Raw genomic sequence first — 19,890 nt, forward strand, 5'->3', positions numbered from 1 at the left:
GTCGCGATGAGCCTGGCCGACTACATGCCGGAGCCGCTGCGCGCTCTGGCGAGCTTTCTCCGCGAGGAACTAACCGAGACGCGTCCGGGGCGCGCTGCTCAGGCCACTCAATTGGGCTCGCTCTGTCTGCTCGTCGTTTTCGTGTCGATGACACTGCGCGTGCCGTTGATCGCGGTGTCGCTGATCGTGCTGTTTTACGGCGTGCAGCAGAACGCCTTTTTCACGAAGGTCGTCGCGGTCGTATTCGTCGTCGCGACCGTGCTCGACGTCGGCTGCCTGTTTCTGGTGCTCAAATACGCTTACGGTTATCCGTTGATCCGCATCGCGGCAGCCGGCCTGATTCTGTTCGGCAGCATGTACCTGATGCGGGTCAACAAGCTCGGGCTGATGTTTTTCGCGGTTGCGCTCGTGGCTGTTTACGGTCAAACCATTCCCGATTCGCTGGATTTTCCCGAGATCGGGGTACGCGCGTTGATGTGGGCGGTCGTCGCCGGCATGTATCCCGTTTTGCTCATGGTGATCGTGTGCGGGTTTCTGTTCCCGTCCCGTCCGGTCGCCCTGTTGCAGCGCGAATTGCATCGTCAGCTCTCCGAGGTATCGGCGCGTCTCGAACAGATGCGCGGCGCGGCGGCGCACATCGATGCGCCCGCGGCATCGCCTGTCACCCGCATCGAAAAGGACACGCTCGCGCTGCAAGGGCTGCACACCTTCGCCAGTTCTGACGACGCCGGCTATCGCGCGTGCGCACCGTACTGGAAAGCGTGCATCGCCGCCGTCGGCTACCTGCGTGCGAGGACGAACGTGCTCGCGGCGCGCAGCCTCCCGCTGGGCGATGCCGGACGCGCGCTGATATGCAGACTAAGGGACGAAGTGGCAGCCTTGCAGGCGTCGGTCGAGCGCGCCGAGCCCTATCGGTGCACATGGACACCGGGCGGCACCGAACGCGCCACCGCTGCGGCGTTCAGCCTGGATGGCCCATGCCGCACCTTGCAAGAACTTGCGCGTTTCGATCCCGCGCAGCCCGCGCCCAAGGCTCCCAAAGATCCATTATTCGTCGCCGATACCCTGACGAACCCCGCGTATTTGCGCTTTGCGCTCAAAGTGACGTTGGCCTCGTTGATCTGCTACGCGTTCTATCACGGCGCGCAGTGGGACGGCATCCATACCAGCATGCTGACCTGCGTGATCGTCGCGTATCCCAGCACGGGCGCGTCATTCCAGAAAATGATGCTGCGCTGTAGCGGCGCACTGATCGGCGCGCTGCTCGCGTTGCTGACGACCATCTTCATCATCCCGCACCTCGACGGCATCGACGGCTTTCTGCTGATGCTCGCCCCGATATTCTTCGCGGGCGCCTGGGTGGCAACGGGTTCCGAACGTTCGTCGTACATCGGCACGCAGTTCGTGTTCACCTTCGCAATGGCCACGCTGGAAAGCGGCTTCGGTCCATCCGCCGACCTCGGCGAGATTCGCGATCGCGCAATCGGCATCCTGATTGGCATCGTTGTGTCGACCGTCGTCTATACGTTCATCTGGCCCGAGAGCGAGGCGGATACGCTCCGTCAGAAACTGGCCGATGCGCTGCGCGAAGCAGCCAGGCTGATTCGCCGTTCCGAGTGCGCCGGCGGTTCCGAACAACTGGGCTACCTGCAACAGCGCGCGGTGTGCTGGAACGCGTTCAAGAACTGCGAAGACATGTACGAGCGCGTCGCACTGGAAGTCAACCTGCGACCCGAAACGCGGCAAGCCCTGTTGCAACGCACGCGCAACGTTCTGGACGGCGGCCGCAAGATGCTCGACCAGTGGGACATCCTGCGCGACAGGCTCGACGCCGAAGGCCACCCACCGGCCGTCGATACGGCATGGGACGCATGGCGCCAGCAGACTGCAGACGCCCTGGACCACTACGCCGACGGCCTGACTGCGCAGCCGCCCACGGCCGCCCCGCCCCGCTCGCTGCCCATCGCCCCATCCGCCGACGCGTCATCCACCCTCGCCGCACAGGCGCGGCAACTGGCCGCGCAGGTTGTCGAACTACCGGACTGGACCACGGATGCTTGCAGCATCGACACAGCCGCTATGCAACCGGAAAAGCGCATTTGACATGACACACTCACTCTCTCGCTTCAGGCTCGACGTACTGATCTGCTGCGCTGCCCTGCTGTCGGGCTGCGCGTTGATCCACAACGATACGGCGCCGCACGCACAGATCGCGCCCGACCAGATCCGGCTCGCCGACGACATCCATCTCGCCCACGACGGCTGGCCCGACGCGCAATGGTGGAAGCGCTACGGCGACCCGCAACTCGACGCGCTGATCCAGCGCGCACTGGCGGGCTCACCGACTATCGCGATGGTGCGCACACGTGTGACCCAGGCGGGTTCCCAGGCGGACGTGCTGCGTGCGGGCATGGGCTTGCAAATGGCTGCGTTCGCGCTCATCAACGAGCAACGCGCATCGGCGAATGGTTTTCTGGGTCCTTATGCGCTGAATCTGCCGCGTCTCGGCATCACGGGTCCCTGGTACACGGAAGGTGCGCTCGGGGTCGTCGCCGATCTCAATATCGACTTGTGGGGCATGCATCGGTCCGCCGTCGAAGCCGCGCTGGGCGTGCAAAACGCGCGGGTCGCCGAAACAGCCGCCGCCGAACTGGATATTTCGGCGGGCCTCGCACAGCTTTACTACAGCATGCAGACCACGTATCAGATGCTCGACCTGCTGCAACAAACGCGGGATACGCTCGACTACGCGGTCGACGCGCATCGGAGCAAGGTTCAGCGTGGGCTGGAAGCGAACACGCCATTGCTCGGCGCGCGTGCACAGGTGCTGGCCGTCGACCGTCAGATCGTCGCCGCGCAAGGACAGGTCAAGGCGTTGCGCGAATCCATGCGGGCGCTGATCGGCGCGGGGCCTGACGATCTGAACATCCAACCCGTGCCGTTGCCGCAAGTGGACGCAAGCCTGCCCCACACGCTCCAATACGACCTGCTCGCCCGGCGCGCCGATCTTCAGGCTCTGCGCTGGTACGTGCAATCGTCGTTCAGCCAGATCGATGCCGCCAAGGCCGCTTTCTATCCCAGTCTGGACATCAAGGCGTTGATCGGTCTCGACTCGCTTCACCTCGACAAGCTGTTTCGCAGCGCCAGCCAGCAGATCAACCTGATACCGGGTCTGTACCTGCCGATCTTCGACGGCGGGCGTCTGAACGCCAATCTGCACGGCACGCGCGCCGCCAGCGACATGTTGATCGAACAGTACAATCAGGCAGTGTTGAACGCCGTGCGCGACGTTGCCGTCAGCAGCAGCCGTCTGCAGGCACTCGACGACGAGCGGGCACTTCAAATGGAAAAGGTCGACGCAACCCGCTTCGCGCAGAAATCAGCCGAGGCGCACTACGAGCGTGGTCTCGTGAGCCGTCAGATCGCCACTGAGACACGCTTGCCCGTGCTGGCTGAACAGATGGCGCTCTTGCTGCTCGACGGCCAGCGGCTTGCGCAAGGTATCGAGTTGACCAAGGCGCTGGGAGGCGGTTATACGAGCGACACCGCCAAACCGTGAGCTTCGCGCCCGTTCCGGCTACGCGAGTTGCGAATGCGTTTGATCCGTCGTCTCGACAACCAGCAGCCCCGCCCGCAATCCGGGTTTCACTGTCGCGTTCGGAAACACGATGCGCTCTTCGTCATGGCGCACGACATAGCGATATTCGCCGTCGCGCGCGAGAACCGTATCGCGTGTGAATGCGGTGAAATTGGCCACATCTTTCGCGAGCAGCAACTCGAATGCATCGCTTTGCTTGGTGATCTGATCGACGACGGTGAAGACACGCGGCAGCGGCAAGGAAGCGTCGCCGGGCTCGCCGGCAATCAGCTGGCGCAGCGCGGCATCGGTGGCGGCAAACCGCGCAAGATCGTTCTGGCCGAAGGGGCGAACCTTCCCTAGCTCCAGCGTGCAGGCATCCGCACCGCAAACCTCGGCGGTGAAATGCGAGTACGTGTTGCCTTTGGTGGTATGCAACAGCACCGCCGCGATCCGCGCATCGCGCAACCATTCGAACATCGCGCGCGACAACGGCGCACCCGTATGCGGCAGCAGCGCGAACTGTTCGAACACGGACGCGCGAATCGCCGTGTGCAAATCGACGTGCCATCGCGCGCCAGGCGCATCGGATGCCTCGGCGAAGAACTGCTGCGCAATGTGCTCCAGCGCCACCGCGCGCGGCGCCTCGTGACTCGCGGACAATTGCGCGTGACGTCCGCTGAACAGCCGGTTCAGATCGTCGTCGATATAACGGCACGATTCGCGCATTGCCTGCACGTTGCCGAGAATCACCAGCAAGCGGCAAGCTAGCGGCACCTGTCCGTGCGCGATATCGCGCACCATAAACGACAGCAGTTCGATCGGCGCCGTCTCGTCGCCATGAATGCCCGCTGACGCCAGCACGCTGCGGCCATCGCCGTCGACAGGCGCGCCGGGCTCGAACTGCAGCACGCCATCGTCGATCCATCTCCAACGCACGCCCTTCGCGCACACGCCTTCGCGCGCCTCGTCGGCGGGGCGATGTCCGGCCAGCGTGAACGCGAGGAAATCGTCGAGCATCGCCGGCACGGACGGATCAGCGCTGGAAGTCATACAGCGAACCCAGACCGAGAATCTGCGTCAACTCATCCAGTGCCGTGCGCGATTCGACCAGCAATTTCGGATCGGCGAGATCGGTCGGCGCGAGGCGATCGCGATAGTGCGTGTCGATCCAGCTATCGAGACGCGTGAAAAGCTTGTCGTCGATCCACACGCCCGGCGTGACCGCACCGCGCTCCGCCTCGTTCAGCACGACCCGCAAGCGCAGGCATGCCGGGCCGCCGCCGTTTTTCATGCTCTCGCGCAGATCGAACACCAGCACGTCGTCGATGGGCGCCGTGCTGGCGACCAGTTCGTCGAGATAAGCCGCTACGCGCGGATTCTCACGGGACTCCTGCGGCACGACCAGCACCTGTTTGCTGCTGGTTCCGTCGTTGAGCAGCAGCAACTGGCTGTTGAACAGATACGACGACACGGCATCGGCGACGCTCACCTGCGCGTCGGGCACTTCGATCACGTTGAACTCGCCGTTGAGCTTCGAGAGCTTCGAGCGCAGTTCGTCGTACACGGCTTTCTGCTCGACGAACGCAAGCTGATGGCAAAACAGCGTGCGCGCATTGCCGACCGCGATCACGTCGTTATGGAACACGCCAGCATCGATGACTTCGGGCGTCTGTTGCGCGTACACGGTCGCGTCGTCGGCAAGGCCGTGACGGTGCGCAACCGCGCGGCTCGCCTCGAACGTCTGGCGCGCGGGATAGCGCTTCGGCTCCGGCCCGCGCCGGTATTCGCTGCGTCCGTATACGAAGAACTCGACGCCCTTCGCGCCATATTCCGCGCAGAAACGCGTGTGGTTGGCCGCGCCTTCGTCGCCGAGCGCGGGCGTGCCGGGCAATGCCTCGTGCACGACGAAGCGCGACGGGTCCGCGAAAATCGCGCGCAGCGTGCGGCGCGTCGCTTCATGCTCGATCGCGCGATGCAGCTTGCTGGTCAGGTTCGCGGGCGTGAAATGCACGCGGCCGTCTTGCGTATCCGCCGAAGGGCTGACCGTCGCGGCATTCGCCGTCCACATCGCCGATGCGGAACTCGCTGCCGCGAGCAGTTCCGGCGCATTCTTCGCGACGCGCTCGATCACGCTCGCGTCGTCGCCGGAAAAGCCGAGCTCGCGCAACAGGCGGATCGACGGCCGCTCTTGCGGCGGCAGCACGCCCTGCCTGAAACCGAGGTCCGCGAGCTGCTTCATCTTGCGCAGGCCCTGCTTGGCAGCGGCCTTCGGATTCGCGATGGACTTCTCGTTGTTCTGCGACGCGACGTTACCGAACGACAGCCCCGCGTAGTTGTGGGTCGGTCCAACAAGTCCGTCGAAATTGGCTTCAGTGGCTTGCATCGTCGATCCTTAGAAATGAAGACCCGGCGACACGCTCGCGGGCATTTGCAGTTGCGCGCTTTCGACGGAGGCCATCGGGTATGCGCAGTAATCGGCCGCGTAGTACGCGCTCGGCCGGTTGTTGCCCGAGCGGCCCGTGCCGCCGAACGGCGCCGCCGAAGAAGCGCCGTTGGTGGGCCGGTTCCAGTTCACGATGCCGGCGCGGATCGCGCGCTGGAAGTGCGTCCACAGCGCTTCGTCGTCGGCGAGCAGGCCGGCTGACAAACCGAACTCCGTGTCGTTCGCACCCGAGATCGCGTCATCGAACGAGCCGTAACGGACGATCTGCGCGAGCGGACCGAAGTGCTCTTCGTCGGGCAGGTTGCTCACGTTCGTGACGTCGAGAATGGCGGGCGAAACGAAACCGAGCTTCGGATCGCGCTGCTCCATCTTCAGCAAAGGTTTTGCGCCGTCCGCGATCAGACGCGACTGCGCTTCGACCAGACGCGCCGCCGCACGCGCCGAAATCACCGCGCCCATGTACGGCTGCGGGTCGGCGTTGTACTCACCGACCGCAATGCGCGAACTCACTTCGACGAGACGCGCGAGGAACTGGTCGCCGAACGCATCGTTCGGCACGAAGATGCGGCGCGCGCACGTGCAGCGCTGCCCGGCCGACAGAAACGCCGATTGAATAGTGTGATGCACGGCGGCATCGAGATCGGCGACTGGCGCGACCACGAGCGGATTGTTGCCGCCCATTTCCAGCGCGAGCACGATCTCGGGACGGCCGCCGAACTGCTTGTGCAGCAGCGTGCCCGTGTCGGAACTGCCCGTGAAAAACAGCCCGTCGATCTGCCGATGATTCGCGAGCGCCACGCCCGTGTCCTTCTCGCCCTGCACGAGATTCAGCACGCCGGCGGGCAGGCCCGCGTCGCGCCACACTTCGACGGTCGCGCGCGCGACGCCTGGCGCAAGCTCCGAGGGCTTGAACACGACCGCGTTACCCGCGATCAGCGCCGGCACGATATGTCCGTTCGGCAGGTGTCCGGGAAAGTTGTACGGCCCGAACACTGCGACGACGCCATGCGGACGGTGCCGCAGCACCGCCGTGCCGTCGGCCATCGCGGCGCGCCGCTCGCCCGTGCGCTCGTTGTACGACTGGACCGAGATATCGACCTTGGCCGCCATCGACGCGACTTCCGTGCGCGCTTCCCACAACGGCTTGCCCGTCTCGCGGCCGATCGCCTCGGCGATCGTTTCCTTGCGCTCGTTGATCAACGCAGCGAAGCGGCGCACCACGGCGACGCGCTCGTCGAGACTCACGGCCGACCACAACGCGAACGCACGGCGCGCGCTCATCACGGCGCGATCGACATCTTCCGCCGACGCGCTGTTGCCTTCCCACACCGTCGCGCCCGTGCCCGGGTTGCGCGATGCGAATGCGTGTCCTGTGCCGGCGACCCATTCGCCGTCGATGAAAAGCTCGCTCATGTCAGTCCTTATTTCTGTTTCAGGGGCAGCACGCGCACCGGCTCGCCTGCCTTCACGTTCAATGCCGCCGCTTCGTCCGCCGTCAGACGGAACACGCCGTTATCGACGACGCCCGCCGCCACGCCCGTACGGAAATCGTCCAGTGACGTATTCGACACGAGCGAACGCGGTCCGCCCTCCTGCGCGGCGACGGCAGCAATCTCGACGGGCACGACGACGCTCTCGCGCACCGTGCGCAGATCGGCAACGTGGCATTCGAGCACGGGGCCCGCGTCGAAAATATCGACGTGGTTCTCATAACGCAGCCCTTCCGCTTCGAGCATCTTGCGGGCAGGCAGCGTGTCGCTATGCGTGAGGCCGATGGCCTGCTGCGCTTCGTCGGGCAGCAGTTCGACGTACACGGGAAAACGCGGCATCAGCTCGGCCAGAAACGACTTGCGGCCGTGCGAGCTGAGATAGTCGGCGGCGTTGAAGTCGATCTGATAGAAATGCGAGCCGACCGCGCGCCAGAACGGCGACGTGCCGTCCGCGTCGAAATGGCCGCGCAGTTCCGCGCAGATACGCTGCGGAAAGCGCTCGCGAAACTGCGCGATGAACATGAAGCGCGAGCGCGACAGCAAGCCGCCCACGCCATGCGCGCGATAACGCGGGCTGAGAAACAGCGAGCACACTTCCGCGTAGCCCGTCAGGTCGTGCGAGATGTTGAGCGCGCGCATGCGCGTCCAGATGCCGAGATCCTGCGACGCATGCACGACCGTGCTCACACGATAGTTGTAGAACGGCTGCTCGAGTCCCACCGCCGTTTCGATCCCGCAGACGCCGGCGATGTCCTTTGTCTGCGAATCCTCCATCACGAAGAAGTAGCCCTTTTCGTGCGGCGCGGCCTTGTCCTCGATCGTGCGGCGCGCGCGCTCGATGCGCGCGGCGAGCGCATCGCGATCCGGCTTGAAGGTCGTGAGACCGGGACCCGTCTCCTGAGCGAGCGCGACGAGCGCGTCCACATCGCCCGTTTGCACGACGCGAACGACGATCATTGTGCTTCTCCCGTGGTATGTGTCGGTTCCTGCTGATGCAACGGCACGCAGCGCACCGTATCGCCGTCCTGCACGTCGAGCGCATGACGCGCGGCAGCCGGCAGCGGCGCGCCGCCGTCCGTCTGCGCGGGCAGATCGGCGAGCACGCAGCGGAATTCGCCCGGCTTGTTGCTGGCGATCAGATAGGTCGCGCCCTGTTGCGCCGATGCTTCGCGCACGGTACGCGTCTCGTTGCGCTTCACGCATGCGCTGCGTTCTATTTGTGCCGTCAGCACGGGGCCCGCATCGAAGATATCGACGTAGCGGTCCGTTTCGAAGCCCTCTTCCATGTGGATGTCGTAGGCGAGCAGCGCCTTTTCGTCGGGCTCGCCGAGCACGCGCTGCGCGGCTTCGGGCAACAGCGGCACATAGATCGGATAGCTCGGCATCACTTCGGCGATGAACGTGCTGCTGCGGCCGCCCGACTGCACTTCGATATCGGCGAAATTGCGGCCGAAGAACTTGCGGCCCACGGCTTCCCAGAAGGGCGACACGCCCGTATCGTCGGTCACGCCGAGCAGCAGCGAGAACACTTCGGACGTGAAGCGCTTGCGGTTCGCGGCGATGTACATCATCCGCGCGCGCGACATCAGATGCGCGGCGGCGTCGCCGCGCATCGCGGGGTCGATATAGAAACCGGCGAGACGGCTTTTGCCCGTCAGTTCATGCGACATCGTCAGCGCATGAATCTTGCGGTTCACATGCAGTTCGCGCGACGCATGAATGAGGGCATCGTTGCGGAACACATAGAACGGCTCCGAATAGCCCGCTGCCGCGACGATGCTCGACGTGCCGTGCAGCTTGCCCGTCTCGCTGTCTTCCAGCACGAAGAGATAGAACTCTTCGCCCGGAAAATCGACTTCCGCGCGAAACGAGTCTTCCGACAACGCGACGCGCGCCTCCAGCGCGCGCCGGTCGTGCGGCAACGAGTGCAGCACGGGCTGCGCGGTGCGCGCCATCTGTTGCAACGCGTCGAGATCGGCCAGGCGGCCAGGGCGGACGAAGAGCATCGTGGTCTCGTGTAATGTGGCTTGACGGATTACTTCGCGAGCGCCGTTGCGCCGACGACTTCCTCGATCGCCTTTTCGAAGCGCGCGAGACCTTCGTTCAGGTCGTCGACGGGGATGATCAGCGACGGCGCGAAGCGCAGCACATCGGGGCCTGCCATCAGCATGATGACGCCATGCTTGCCGGCTGCCGTGACGAAATCTTTCGCGCGGCCCTTGAAGGCGTCCGTGAGTTCCATGCCGAGCAGCAGCCCCTTGCCGCGCACGTCTTTGAAGATGCCGAAGCGTTCGTTGACCTTCGCGAGCGTCGCCTTGAACTGTTCGCTGCGCGAGCGCACGCCTTCCAGCAGTTTCGGGTCGCTGACGAGATCGACCACCTTCAGCGCGATCGCTGTCGCGAGCGGATTACCGCCGTAGGTGGTGCCGTGCACGCCGACCTTGAAGTGGGCGGCGAGTTCGTTGGTGGTCAGCATGGCGCCGATCGGGAAGCCGTTGCCGAGCGCCTTCGCGGTGGTCAGGATGTCGGGCGTGACGCCCGTGTCCTGATATGCATAGAAGAAGCCCGTACGGCCGACACCCGTTTGCACTTCGTCGAAAATCAGCAGTGCGCCGTGCTGGTCGCAGGCTTCGCGCAGCGCCTTCAGGAACGCGGGATCGGCGGGGATCACGCCGCCTTCGCCCTGCACCGGCTCGACGATGACTGCGCAGGTTTTCGGGCCGATCGCGGCGCGCGCCGCTTCGATATCGTTGTAAGGCAGGTGCCTGATGCCGGCGGGCACGGGGCCGAAGCCTTCCGAGTACTTAGGCTGACCGCCGACGCTGACCGTGAAGAACGTGCGGCCGTGGAACGACTGGGTGAACGAGACGATTTCGTCCTTCTGTGGTCCGTGGCGGTCGAAGGCGACGCGGCGCGCGAGTTTGAGGGCGGCTTCATTGGCTTCCGCGCCTGAGTTCGCGAAGAACGCGCGGTCAGCGAAGGTCAGTTCTTCGAGGCGTTTTGCGAGACGCAGGACGGGTTCGTTCGTGTAACCGTTACCGATGTGCCACAGTTTGGCGCCCTGATCGTGCAGAACCTTCAGCAGTTCGGGATGCGCGTGGCCCAGCGCCGTGACGGCGATGCCGCCGGCGAAGTCGATGTAGTCCTTGCCTTGCGTGTCCCATACGCGGGAACCGGCGCCGCGGTCCGGTACGAAGGACGCGGGCGCGAAGACGGGGACCATGACTTCGTCGAAAGTCTGGCGGGTGACATTTTGGTCGTGCATGGCGGGGCCTCGGGGTTTGGTCGCTGTAACGGTACCTAGTTTAGGTGACGGTGGGCGGGGCGTCTTGCGTGGAAGCGACGGGTTCTTTTTTTTATGTCTGCGACGCTGGGTGGGGTTGGTTTTTTTTTGCCTTGCGGCGGTGGGTGGTTTGCTGGTTTTTTTGCTCGCGGCGCGGGGCGGGGCACGGGTGGTTTTTTGGTTGTTCCAACGCTTGCGCTGGCGTCCGCGTGTTGCTTTCGCGCTTCACGCTCCTGTGCGTTTGCCTTGGCGCGCCTTAGCGCTGGCATCCGCGATACGTTAGCTCGCCTCACGCGTCGCCCCTGTGCGGGGCGGCACCTACTTTTCTTTGCCGCCGCAAAGAAAAGTAGGCAAAAGAAAGCGGCTCACACCGCCAATTCTTGACGTTTACCCACGGGCCCCCAACGTCCCCACACTTCACACGCCAGTGCCGTGCTTAGTGCCCGTTGCCAACGCTTCGAATGAACGCCTCACCCGCTTCAAACACCCGTACATGAGCCAGCGGCAGCGAATGGTATGCGCCGCCCAGGTGGCAAACTGTGTGTAGGTTGTCGCGTCGTATAGGGTGGCGCTCTTACCGGGTGGGGCGCGTGCGCAATCGGTCTGGAGTGAAGCGTGTGGAGCACCGAGGGCCGACACACAGTTTGCCACCTGGGCGGCGGTGGAGTGTCTGGCGCGGCGTGCTGAGACGCGGGTGTGTGAAGCGGGTGAGGCGCTCATTCAGAGCGTTGGCAACGAACGTGGGTCATGTGGTTGCCGTGTGAAGCGTAAGACCCTTTGGGGGCCCTCAGGCAAGAATTAGCGCTGGCGGTGTGAGCCGCTTTCTTTTGCCTACTTTTCTTTGCGGCGGCAAAGAAAAGTAGGTGCCGCCCCGCACAGGGGCGACGCGTGAAGCTAGATAACGCATCGCGGATGCCAGCGAAAAAAACAAAACACCCCGCGTCGCAAGACAAAAAAACCACTAACCCCCACGCTCAGGCGGCTCAATCATCGCCGCGGGCCGCGGCTCGCTAATAGCCGCATTAGCACCACTGCCATGCTGCTTCTCGATGAAATTCCGACGCTCTTCCCGCGGCGTAACCCCAAACTTCTCCCGATAAGCATTAGAAAAATGCGCAGCAGAAGAAAACCCACACGCGAGACTAATCTGCACCACCGACTTGCTGGTCCGCTGCAACTGCGTGCGCGCCTTCGCAAGGCGCAAACCCAGGTAATACTTCGAAGGCATCGACCCAAGATACTGCCGAAAGAGCCGCTCCAGTTGCCGGCGCGAAACGCCAACAAGCCCCGCTATCTCATCCGAAGTCAGCGGATCCTCAATATTCGCTTCCATCAACAGCAAAGCGTCATTCAAACGAGGATGCCGCTCGCCAGGCGCGGTCACAAACGGAATACGCTGCCGCTCTTCACCCGACCGCAGCGTGCCAACGCCTAAAGTATCGGCGATACGGTCAGCCAGTTCAGGCCCATGCTCCCGCCCAATCATCGCCAGCATGAAATCGACCGTCGCCTGCCCGCCCGCGCAGGTCGCGCGATCACGATCGATCTCGAAGATCTGCTGCGTAACGATGGACCGCTCGAACTGCTCCGTGAACTGCTGATACGTCTCCCAGTTCACGCTCACGCGATACCCGGACAACTGCCCCGCCATCGCCAGCCACCACACGCCGTGGTGAATGCCCGTCACCAACGGCGTACGCTGCCCAACCCGCGACAGACTGGCAAGAAACAACCGGTAATCCGCAAACTGCTGAAAGCGCTCACTAACGATAATCAGCCAGTCGCACGAAATCGCGTCGCCGAAGGCGGCATCGGCAGGCCACTGCGCGCCGCCCGACAGCGGCACCGGCCGGCCGTCCCACGAGCACACCTGCCAACGGTACAACGCGCGGCCATCGATCTCGTTGGCAAGATTCAACGCATCGACAATAGGCCCCACGCCCGACATCGAAACGGGCGGCAGCGCGACAATCGCGACCTGAGTCGTGCGCGCCGGACTGGACGACGGACGTGCCATCAACGTGTGCTGCGGGTCGCCCGCTTACTTGAGGCTGCCCGACAGGAACTGCTTGAGCCGCTCGCTCTTCGGCGCGGTGAGCACCTCGGACGGCACGCCCTCTTCCTCCGTGCGCCCCTGATGCAGGAACATCACATGGTTCGACACATTGCGCGCAAAACCCATTTCGTGCGTCACGACGATCATCGTGCGGCCTTCTTCGGCGAGCTTCTGCATCACCTTCAATACTTCACCGACCAGCTCGGGGTCGAGCGCGGAAGTCGGCTCGTCGAACAGCATCACGTCCGGGTTCATCGCCAGCGCGCGCGCAATCGCGACACGCTGCTGCTGCCCGCCCGACAGATGCGACGGATACTGCTTCTCCAGACGCGGCGCGAGGCCCACCTTCTCCAGATACTCGCGCGCGCGGTCTTCGGCTTCCTTGCGCGACAGGCCGAGCACGTGAATCGGCGCTTCGACCACGTTTTCCAGCACGTTCATGTGCGCCCACAGGTTGAAATGCTGGAACACCATCGCGAGCTTCGTGCGGATGCGCTGCAGCTGCTTGTGATCCGCGACCTCGAAGTTGCCGTGACGATCGACCTTCGTGCGCACCGCTTCGCCATCGACGACGATCTGCCCGGCGTTCGGCCGCTCGAGAAAATTGATGCAGCGCAGGAACGTACTCTTGCCCGACCCGCTCGCACCGATGATGCTGATCACGTCGCCCTTGTTGGCATTCAGCGAGACGCCCTTCAGCACTTCGTTATCGCCATAGCGCTTGTGGATGTCCTGCACGGCGAGCTTGCAGGCTTCCGTTTGAGTCGTGTGGAGCAAGATGCTCTCCCAGAGTGAAGACGGGTGAAACGGATGCAGACGTGTAGCCGGGTCGCAGCGCGGTCAATGCCCGCGCACGGCCAGATACGCGAGCCAGTGGCGCTCGGCGCGCCGGAACAATGCAACCAGCGCGAACGATACAGCAAGATAAATCAGCGCCGCGAGCCCGAACGCCTCGAACGAGCGGTACGTCGCGGAGTTCGCATCGCGTGCGACCTTCAGCACGTCGGGCACGGTGGCCGTGAAGGCGACGGTGGTCGCGTGCAGCATCAGGATCACTTCGTTACTGTACAACGGCAGCGCGCGGCGCAGCGCGGACGGTATCACAATCCGCCGGTACATCGTGAACCAGCTCATGCCATAGGCGCGCGCGGCTTCGACTTCGCCGTGCGAGGTCGCGCGAATCGCGCCCGCGAAGATCTCCGTCGTGTACGCGCAGGTGTTCAGCGCGAACGCGAGAATCGCGCAGTGGAAGCCGCTGCGGAAAAACGAATCGAGCAGCGTATGCGAGCGCACGAACTCGAGGCTGTACATGCCCGTGTAGATCAGCAGCAGCTGCACATAGAGCGGCGTGCCGCGAAACACGTAGGTGTAGAGGCGCACGGGCGTCGACAGCCAGCGCTTCCTCGATACCCGCGCAACGGCCAGCGGAATCGACGCCACGAAACCGATGCCGATCGATGCGACCAGCAGCCACAACGTGACGGCAAGCCCCGAGATACGTTGCCCGTCCCAGTAAAGGAACGCGCGCCAGAACTGGTTGAGAATGTCGATCATGGTCGTCTCCTGCGCTTGGCGCGAATTAGAGTTCGGCGTGTCGAACGCCGATCGAATAGCGCTTCTCCAGCCAGATCAGCACGAGGTTCGACACGGTCGTGATGGCCAGATAGATCGCCGCGGCAACGAGGATGAAGAAGAACATGTTGAAGGTGCTCTTGCCGGCGTCCTGCGCGGCCTTGACGACATCGGCGAGTCCGATGATCGACACCAGCGCCGTCGCCTTCACGAGCACCTGCCAGTTGTTGCCGATGCCCGGCAGTGCAAAGCGCATCATCTGCGGGAACAGGATGCGCGCGAACACGCGCGCGCCGCTCATGCCGTACGCCGCGCCCGCTTCGAGCTGGCCGCGCGGCACGGCGAGAAACGCGCCGCGAAACGTCTCGGTGAAGTACGCGCCGTAGATGAAGCCAAGTGTCAGCACGCCCGCGACGAACGGGTCGATGTCGAATTGCGGCAGGTTCAACGCGTCGGTCAGGTTGTTGACGGCGATCTGGATGCTGTAGAACAGCAGCAGCATCAGAACCAGATCGGGCACCGAGCGGATCAGCGTCGTGTAGCCCGTCGCGATCGCGCGCATCGGCCGGTTGAGCGACAGCTTCGCCGCCGCGCCGATCAGGCCGAGCACCACGGCCGTCGCCAGAGACAGAACCGACAGCTCGATCGTCTTGATCGTGCCGTCGAGGAGCACCGGGCCAAAGCCATATAAGAACACGCGTGTCTCCTTTGAGGTTATCCGGAAAGCCGCCACGAACTGCGGCATGGCGCGGATACTCGCAAGCAAAAATAATTTGCTCAAACCGGGACATGCGCTTGTTGTGCACCGCAACATCCTGGAAGGCGCTACGTGGCGGGCGTTGGACGCCCGGCGTAGCAGGCGCTATCTGTTTGTAAGCGGATGGCGCGCACGCGGCAGGCGCCGCGAATTCGCAAGTTTGCGGTCGCTTTTTCGATAGACGCGCGAAGCCGCCCACATGCTCGCAAACCCGCGCCGATTGGGGCTTTCCCTGAAAGACAGGCGGGCCCGATGCTGTCAGGCGATCCCCATCGGCGCCGTCCGGATACGCACGCGGTAGACTGGCTTCTCTCTTCCGACACCCGACGCTTCCGCGACAAGGATCGCCGCATGACACTTCGCCCCGACGCCACGACGCTCGACGCCTACACCCAAGGCGCCGCCCGCTATTCGCGCGAGTGGCTCGACCAGCCGCCGCCCGACGATATGTACGCGCTGTGGGCAAACCATCTGCTGCCTGCGGGCAAGACGGCCGATATCGGCTGCGGCAACGGGCGCGATGCCGCATGGCTCGCGGATCATGGGTATCGCGTGACGGGGTTCGACGCGTCGGCGGGCTTGCTCGAAGAGGCGCGGCGGCTTTATCCGCAGATTGCGTTTCGCGTCGCCGTGCTGCCGTGGCTCGTCGAGATCGACGAGCAGTTCGACAACGTGGTCTGCGAAACCGTGCTGATGCATCTGCCCGTCGACGCCATCACCGATGCCGTCGACAACCTCGTGCGCATCCTGCGGCCCAACGGCATGCTGTATCTGTCGTGGCGCGTGACGGAAGGCGCGGACGCGCGCCAGCCGGACGGACGGCTTTACTCGGCGTTCGAGCCGTCGCTCGTCACGGACGCGCTGGCCAGTTGCGTGATCCTGTTCGCCGACGACACGACCAGCGCAAGCTCCGGCAAGCGCGTGTGCCGCGTCATCGCGTCGAAGCGGTCGGAAGACTGAGCGGAGAACCGAGCGCGCCTCGGGTCACGTCTCAGGTGATGCCGAGACACGCGCGGATCGCGGGCAGCATGGCCTCGACGGCCGCGCGCCCTTCCTCTATCGCGGGCCTCGCGCGGTGAAAATCGAAGATGCCCATGCCGGCGAGGCGCGGCTGGATCAGGATGTCGGCGGGCTCGCCCGCAAGGCGGCTGCGCGTGATCCGCACCTGCATGATGTCGATGCTTTGCGCGATCGAACTGAGCATCGACGGCACGCGCGCGCTGGGCGCGGGCGGCACGCGCACGTCGCGCGAATACTGTTCGGGCGACGGCTGCAGCCAGGCGGGAAACGGCCTGCCGTTGCGCCTTAGCAGAACGGGCGGAGCAGGCGTCGCGATAGCGGGTGGCGGCGCATCGGGATCGAGCGGCAGCGGCTCGGATTCCCCGACGGCCCGTTCGATCACGGCCTCGATGGATTCTTCCGTCGGCATGGGCGGCAGATCGACCACCGCGCCGCCGAAGTCACGGCCATTCAGAATGTCGTTGTTCAGGTCCACGGCGATCACGCAATCGGCCCGCATGCCGCGCGCCGCCGACACGGGCACGGGGTTCGACAGCCCGCCGTCGACGAGCCACACGCCCTCGTGCAGCACCGGCGTGAAAATGCCCGGAATCGCAATCGACGCGCGCACCGCGTCCACCACGCCACCGTCCTGCAGCCACGTCTCGCGGCCCGAATCGAGCTCCGTCGCGACGGCGGCGAACGGCATCTGCAACTGACTGATCTCGCGTCCGTTGAAGCGGTTCGCAAACACCTGGATGACCTTCCTGCCGCCCAGCAGGCCGCCCGAGAAACGCAGATCGAGCAGACGCACGACCGACTGCCACGTGAGCCCCGTCACCCACTCTTCGAGCCAGTCGAGATCGCCGTTCGCATAGACAGCGCCGACCAGCGCGCCGATCGACGTGCCCGCCACGAGGTCCGGCTTGATGCCCGCCTCGTGCAGCGCCCGGATCGCCCCGATGTGCGCCCAGCCGCGCGCGGCCCCGCCGCCGAGCACGAGGCCGATGCGCTTGTATCGCCTTCGTGTGGCCATTGTTGTTTTCTCCCTTGTTTGCAGGCGTTTTCTGTTTGGACCGTGGCGTTCTGCTTTCGTTTTCGGCCCTCTTTCGAAGCCCTCGCTTCCTGCCGCCCTGCTCGCCCCGGCTGATCCGCCTCCGTCAGTGCCCGCGCATCACGTCCGAGCGCGAGGTCGTGTAGACGACGTGATTGACGTCGAAATGCACGTTGAAGAAGCCCTCTTCCGTGACGCCGCCCTCGCGCCACTTCCAGCTCCATACCGTCTCGGGCTTGAGCGGATATACGGCCACTTCGCCGGGCTTGCCGAGCAGGCGGCGCACTTCGTCTTCCGTCATGCCGGCGCGGATCTTCGCGAAGTTCGCGGCGGTCAGCACCTGCGTGATCGCCTGCAACGTGCCGTCCGGGCCGATGTCGACCATGTAGGTGTTGAGGCCTTGCGGACCGCGCGGATATTCGAAGCGTTTCGAGCCGTCGGTGAACTGGCGCTCGGTTTCGGGCTTGCCCATCTGGTCGCGGATCTGCGCCTCGGTCGTAATGCCGGGCGTGAGTCCTTTCAGAAGCAGCGCATCCGGTTTGACGGCGTTGAAAAATTCCTTGAGCTTTTGCACGGCTTGCTCGCTCTGCTGGTCGTCGCAGCCGGCGAGCGCGGACAGCGCGCCAGCCATGGCCACGGAAAGCATCATGTTGCGCAACGAGGTGCGATTGACCATCTTCGGTAACTTCAGACACAAACGATGTGAACGACCCAGAGCATAACCCGGTCGACACCCGGATCGCGAACGATGGCTGCGCAGATGTGTATGGAAAGTTAAAGAATTGCTACGCGAGATTTCTGGCGCGCGAAAAACGGAACCTGCGATGAAACCTGGGAGGGCTTGCGATCGGGAACGTGGCGGCGCATGCGGCGACATCGAAAGCGTTTCGGCCAGAGGCCGCATGTGCCTCTGGCCGTGACGCAATTTTCACTGCTATGACGACCGCAAACGGCAGCGGCCGCTGGCCCCTCGACTATCCGGCAAGTGGTGACAATCTAGCGTCAGGTTCGAAAATGCGCGAGAGCGCGTTTACACCGAATCGGCTGACGAATCGCATGCGATCTCGCGCGCGGCGGCCAGCGATTAGCGTCGGCACGCCAGCCACGCCACTACGTGATGCGTATGAAGTCGTCGCGTCGACGCGCCGGCCTGCATACCCGCACCCGGCTGACCCGGCCGGCCCGGTTCGTCCGGGTGTGCACTGCGTAGCCGACCTACGCGTGACGTGAGGGGCCGACCGGCGTCGAGGTCCGTGGAGGCCGCCGCCTCGTCACGCGGGCATGCGTTGCGCAGATTCGCGTCGTTGGCGGCGACGATGACACATTAACGCTCGCGCGCGCGTATTTCCGTGCGACGGCACACGCATCGAACCTTCTCGAAGCAGCCGCCAACGCATTTCGAGCCCTGTTTTCAGGGGTTTTCTGCATCGCTGGCCGCGCAGCGTCGGATTCGCGCACACGCCGACCCTGCTGCCGGCAGGGGCATGATCAGCCCGCCAGCAGGAACGGGAGCGCTTTGGCACAATCGCTGTTTCCCGCACGCCACGCGGACCTGCGCTTCGCCCTTGCAAAGGACGATGGTTGGCCGCACATCAATACCATGACTCCTTTTTCCGTCCTCGACCTTTCTCCCATCACAGCCGGCGCGAGCGCGGCCGATGCGTTCCGCAATTCGCTCGATCTCGCGCAGCACGCCGAGCGCTGGGACTACAAGCGCTTCTGGCTCGCCGAGCATCACAACATGACGGGTATCGCGAGCGCCGCGACGTCGGTCGTGATCGCGCATGTCGCGGGCGGCACGAAGACGATCCGCGTCGGCTCGGGCGGTGTGATGCTGCCGAATCACGCGCCGCTCGTGATCGCCGAGCAGTTCGGCACGCTGGCGTCGCTGTTTCCGGGGCGCATCGATCTGGGCCTGGGCCGCGCGCCCGGCACCGATCAGACCACCGCCCGCGCGTTGCGCCGCGATCTGAACGGCAGCGCCGATTCTTTCCCTGACGACGTCGTCGAACTGCAGCGCTACTTCGCCGATCCCGTGCCGGGTCAGCGCGTGCGTGCCGTGCCGGGCGCGGGCCTGAAGGTGCCGTTGTGGCTGCTGGGTTCGAGCCTGTTCAGCGCGCAGCTGGCGGCCGCGCTCGGTCTGCCGTTCGCGTTCGCGTCGCACTTCGCGCCCGACTACATGACGCAGGCACTGCATGTGTATCGCGCGCAGTTCCGTCCGTCGGAGACGCTCGACAAGCCTTACGCGATGGTCGGCGTGAACCTGTTCGCCGCCGACACCGATGACGAAGCGCGCCGCCTCTTCACGTCGCTTCAGCAGCAGTTCATCAATCTGCGGCGCGGCACGCCGGGCCAGTTGCAGCCGCCCGTCGATCACCTCGCGGTGTCGGAGATGGAATTGAGCAGCGTGCAGCATTCGCTCGCGTGCTCGGTGATCGGCGATCGCGAGACGGTTCGCAACGGACTGCGCTCGATCATCCAGCAAACGGGCGCCGACGAGTTGATGCTCACCGCGCAAATCTACGATCACGCGGCGCGGCTGCGTTCGTTCGAAATCGGCGCGCAGGTGCGCGACGAACTGGGCGAAGCCTGAGGCCGCCGATTCCCGTCAACGGCGCGTGCACGAACGCCCGCGCCTGGCTGAAGCGAAGGCACA

The 19,890-nt window shown here is 64.4% G+C and carries 16 protein-coding genes; 4 read left to right on the plus strand and 12 right to left on the minus strand.

The genetic code is table 11. From position 1 onward, the window contains the following. Positions 1-6: 6 nt before the first annotated feature. On the plus strand, positions 7-2,103 hold the full coding sequence (locus C2L66_RS09770; RefSeq protein ID WP_060600343.1) for an FUSC family protein: 2,097 nt from the start codon (positions 7-9) through the stop codon (positions 2,101-2,103). Between the two features lies 1 nt (position 2,104). Next, positions 2,105-3,559, plus strand: coding sequence for an MdtP family multidrug efflux transporter outer membrane subunit (locus C2L66_RS09775; RefSeq protein WP_060600341.1), 1,455 nt, complete (start codon positions 2,105-2,107; stop codon positions 3,557-3,559). A gap of 18 nt (positions 3,560-3,577) precedes the next feature. Here the strand turns inward: C2L66_RS09775 and astE are convergent, their stop codons facing one another. The 10 genes from astE to C2L66_RS09825 all read right to left on the minus strand — a co-directional run bounded on the left by astE (position 3,578) and on the right by C2L66_RS09825 (position 15,121). Continuing rightward, entirely contained in the window at positions 3,578-4,630 is a 1,053-nt protein-coding gene (astE, locus tag C2L66_RS09780; RefSeq protein WP_060600339.1) for a succinylglutamate desuccinylase, read from the minus strand. Then, on the minus strand, positions 4,614-5,963 hold the full coding sequence (astB, locus tag C2L66_RS09785; protein WP_060600337.1) for an N-succinylarginine dihydrolase: 1,350 nt from the start codon (positions 5,961-5,963) through the stop codon (positions 4,614-4,616). The genes astE and astB overlap by 17 nt, the downstream gene beginning before the upstream one ends. 9 nt (positions 5,964-5,972) lie before the next feature. Continuing rightward, on the minus strand, positions 5,973-7,436 hold the full coding sequence (astD, locus tag C2L66_RS09790; RefSeq protein WP_060600335.1) for a succinylglutamate-semialdehyde dehydrogenase: 1,464 nt from the start codon (positions 7,434-7,436) through the stop codon (positions 5,973-5,975). 8 nt (positions 7,437-7,444) lie between these two features. After that, entirely contained in the window at positions 7,445-8,470 is a 1,026-nt protein-coding gene (astA, locus tag C2L66_RS09795) for an arginine N-succinyltransferase (protein WP_054930210.1), read from the minus strand. Continuing rightward, positions 8,467-9,519 carry an arginine/ornithine succinyltransferase subunit alpha gene (gene aruF, locus C2L66_RS09800; RefSeq protein WP_036004502.1) on the minus strand — a complete coding sequence of 351 codons (1,053 nt, stop codon included), beginning with the start codon at positions 9,517-9,519 and terminating at the stop codon, positions 8,467-8,469. The genes astA and aruF overlap by 4 nt, the downstream gene beginning before the upstream one ends. A 29-nt stretch (positions 9,520-9,548) precedes the next feature. Then, positions 9,549-10,778 carry an aspartate aminotransferase family protein gene (locus C2L66_RS09805; protein ID WP_060600332.1) on the minus strand — a complete coding sequence of 410 codons (1,230 nt, stop codon included), beginning with the start codon at positions 10,776-10,778 and terminating at the stop codon, positions 9,549-9,551. Positions 10,779-11,757: 979 nt separating this feature from the next. Then, positions 11,758-12,813: a GlxA family transcriptional regulator gene (locus tag C2L66_RS09810; protein ID WP_060600330.1), complete on the minus strand. Its 1,056-nt coding sequence runs from the start codon at positions 12,811-12,813 to the stop codon at positions 11,758-11,760. 24 nt (positions 12,814-12,837) lie between these two features. Further along, entirely contained in the window at positions 12,838-13,629 is a 792-nt protein-coding gene (locus C2L66_RS09815; RefSeq protein ID WP_036004494.1) for an ABC transporter ATP-binding protein, read from the minus strand. 63 nt (positions 13,630-13,692) lie between these two features. Continuing rightward, positions 13,693-14,406, minus strand: a complete 714-nt coding sequence (locus C2L66_RS09820; RefSeq protein WP_054930199.1) for an ABC transporter permease — start codon at positions 14,404-14,406, stop codon at positions 13,693-13,695. 25 nt (positions 14,407-14,431) lie between these two features. Continuing rightward, positions 14,432-15,121, minus strand: a complete 690-nt coding sequence (locus C2L66_RS09825) for an ABC transporter permease (RefSeq protein ID WP_054930207.1) — start codon at positions 15,119-15,121, stop codon at positions 14,432-14,434. Between the two features lie 411 nt (positions 15,122-15,532). Between C2L66_RS09825 and C2L66_RS09830 the strand changes: the two genes are divergently transcribed. Beyond that, positions 15,533-16,141, plus strand: a complete 609-nt coding sequence (locus C2L66_RS09830; RefSeq protein WP_060602602.1) for a class I SAM-dependent methyltransferase — start codon at positions 15,533-15,535, stop codon at positions 16,139-16,141. A gap of 31 nt (positions 16,142-16,172) precedes the next feature. Here C2L66_RS09830 and C2L66_RS09835 read toward each other — a convergent pair whose 3' ends face one another. Together C2L66_RS09835 and C2L66_RS09840 are read right to left on the minus strand one after the other, a co-directional pair. Beyond that, the gene (locus tag C2L66_RS09835; RefSeq protein WP_054930198.1) at positions 16,173-17,216 is read right to left on the minus strand and encodes a patatin-like phospholipase family protein; all 1,044 of its coding nucleotides are present in this window, start codon (positions 17,214-17,216) and stop codon (positions 16,173-16,175) included. Positions 17,217-17,340: 124 nt separating this feature from the next. Beyond that, positions 17,341-17,910 carry a hypothetical protein gene (locus C2L66_RS09840; protein ID WP_409372555.1) on the minus strand — a complete coding sequence of 190 codons (570 nt, stop codon included), beginning with the start codon at positions 17,908-17,910 and terminating at the stop codon, positions 17,341-17,343. A gap of 924 nt (positions 17,911-18,834) precedes the next feature. Between C2L66_RS09840 and C2L66_RS09845 the strand changes: the two genes are divergently transcribed. Beyond that, positions 18,835-19,827 carry an LLM class flavin-dependent oxidoreductase gene (locus tag C2L66_RS09845; RefSeq protein ID WP_060602596.1) on the plus strand — a complete coding sequence of 331 codons (993 nt, stop codon included), beginning with the start codon at positions 18,835-18,837 and terminating at the stop codon, positions 19,825-19,827. The last annotated feature ends 63 nt before the right edge of the window (positions 19,828-19,890 follow it).

Origin of the sequence: Paraburkholderia caribensis, from assembly GCF_002902945.1 — a bacterium.
Taxonomy (GTDB): Bacteria; Pseudomonadota; Gammaproteobacteria; order Burkholderiales; family Burkholderiaceae; genus Paraburkholderia; species Paraburkholderia caribensis.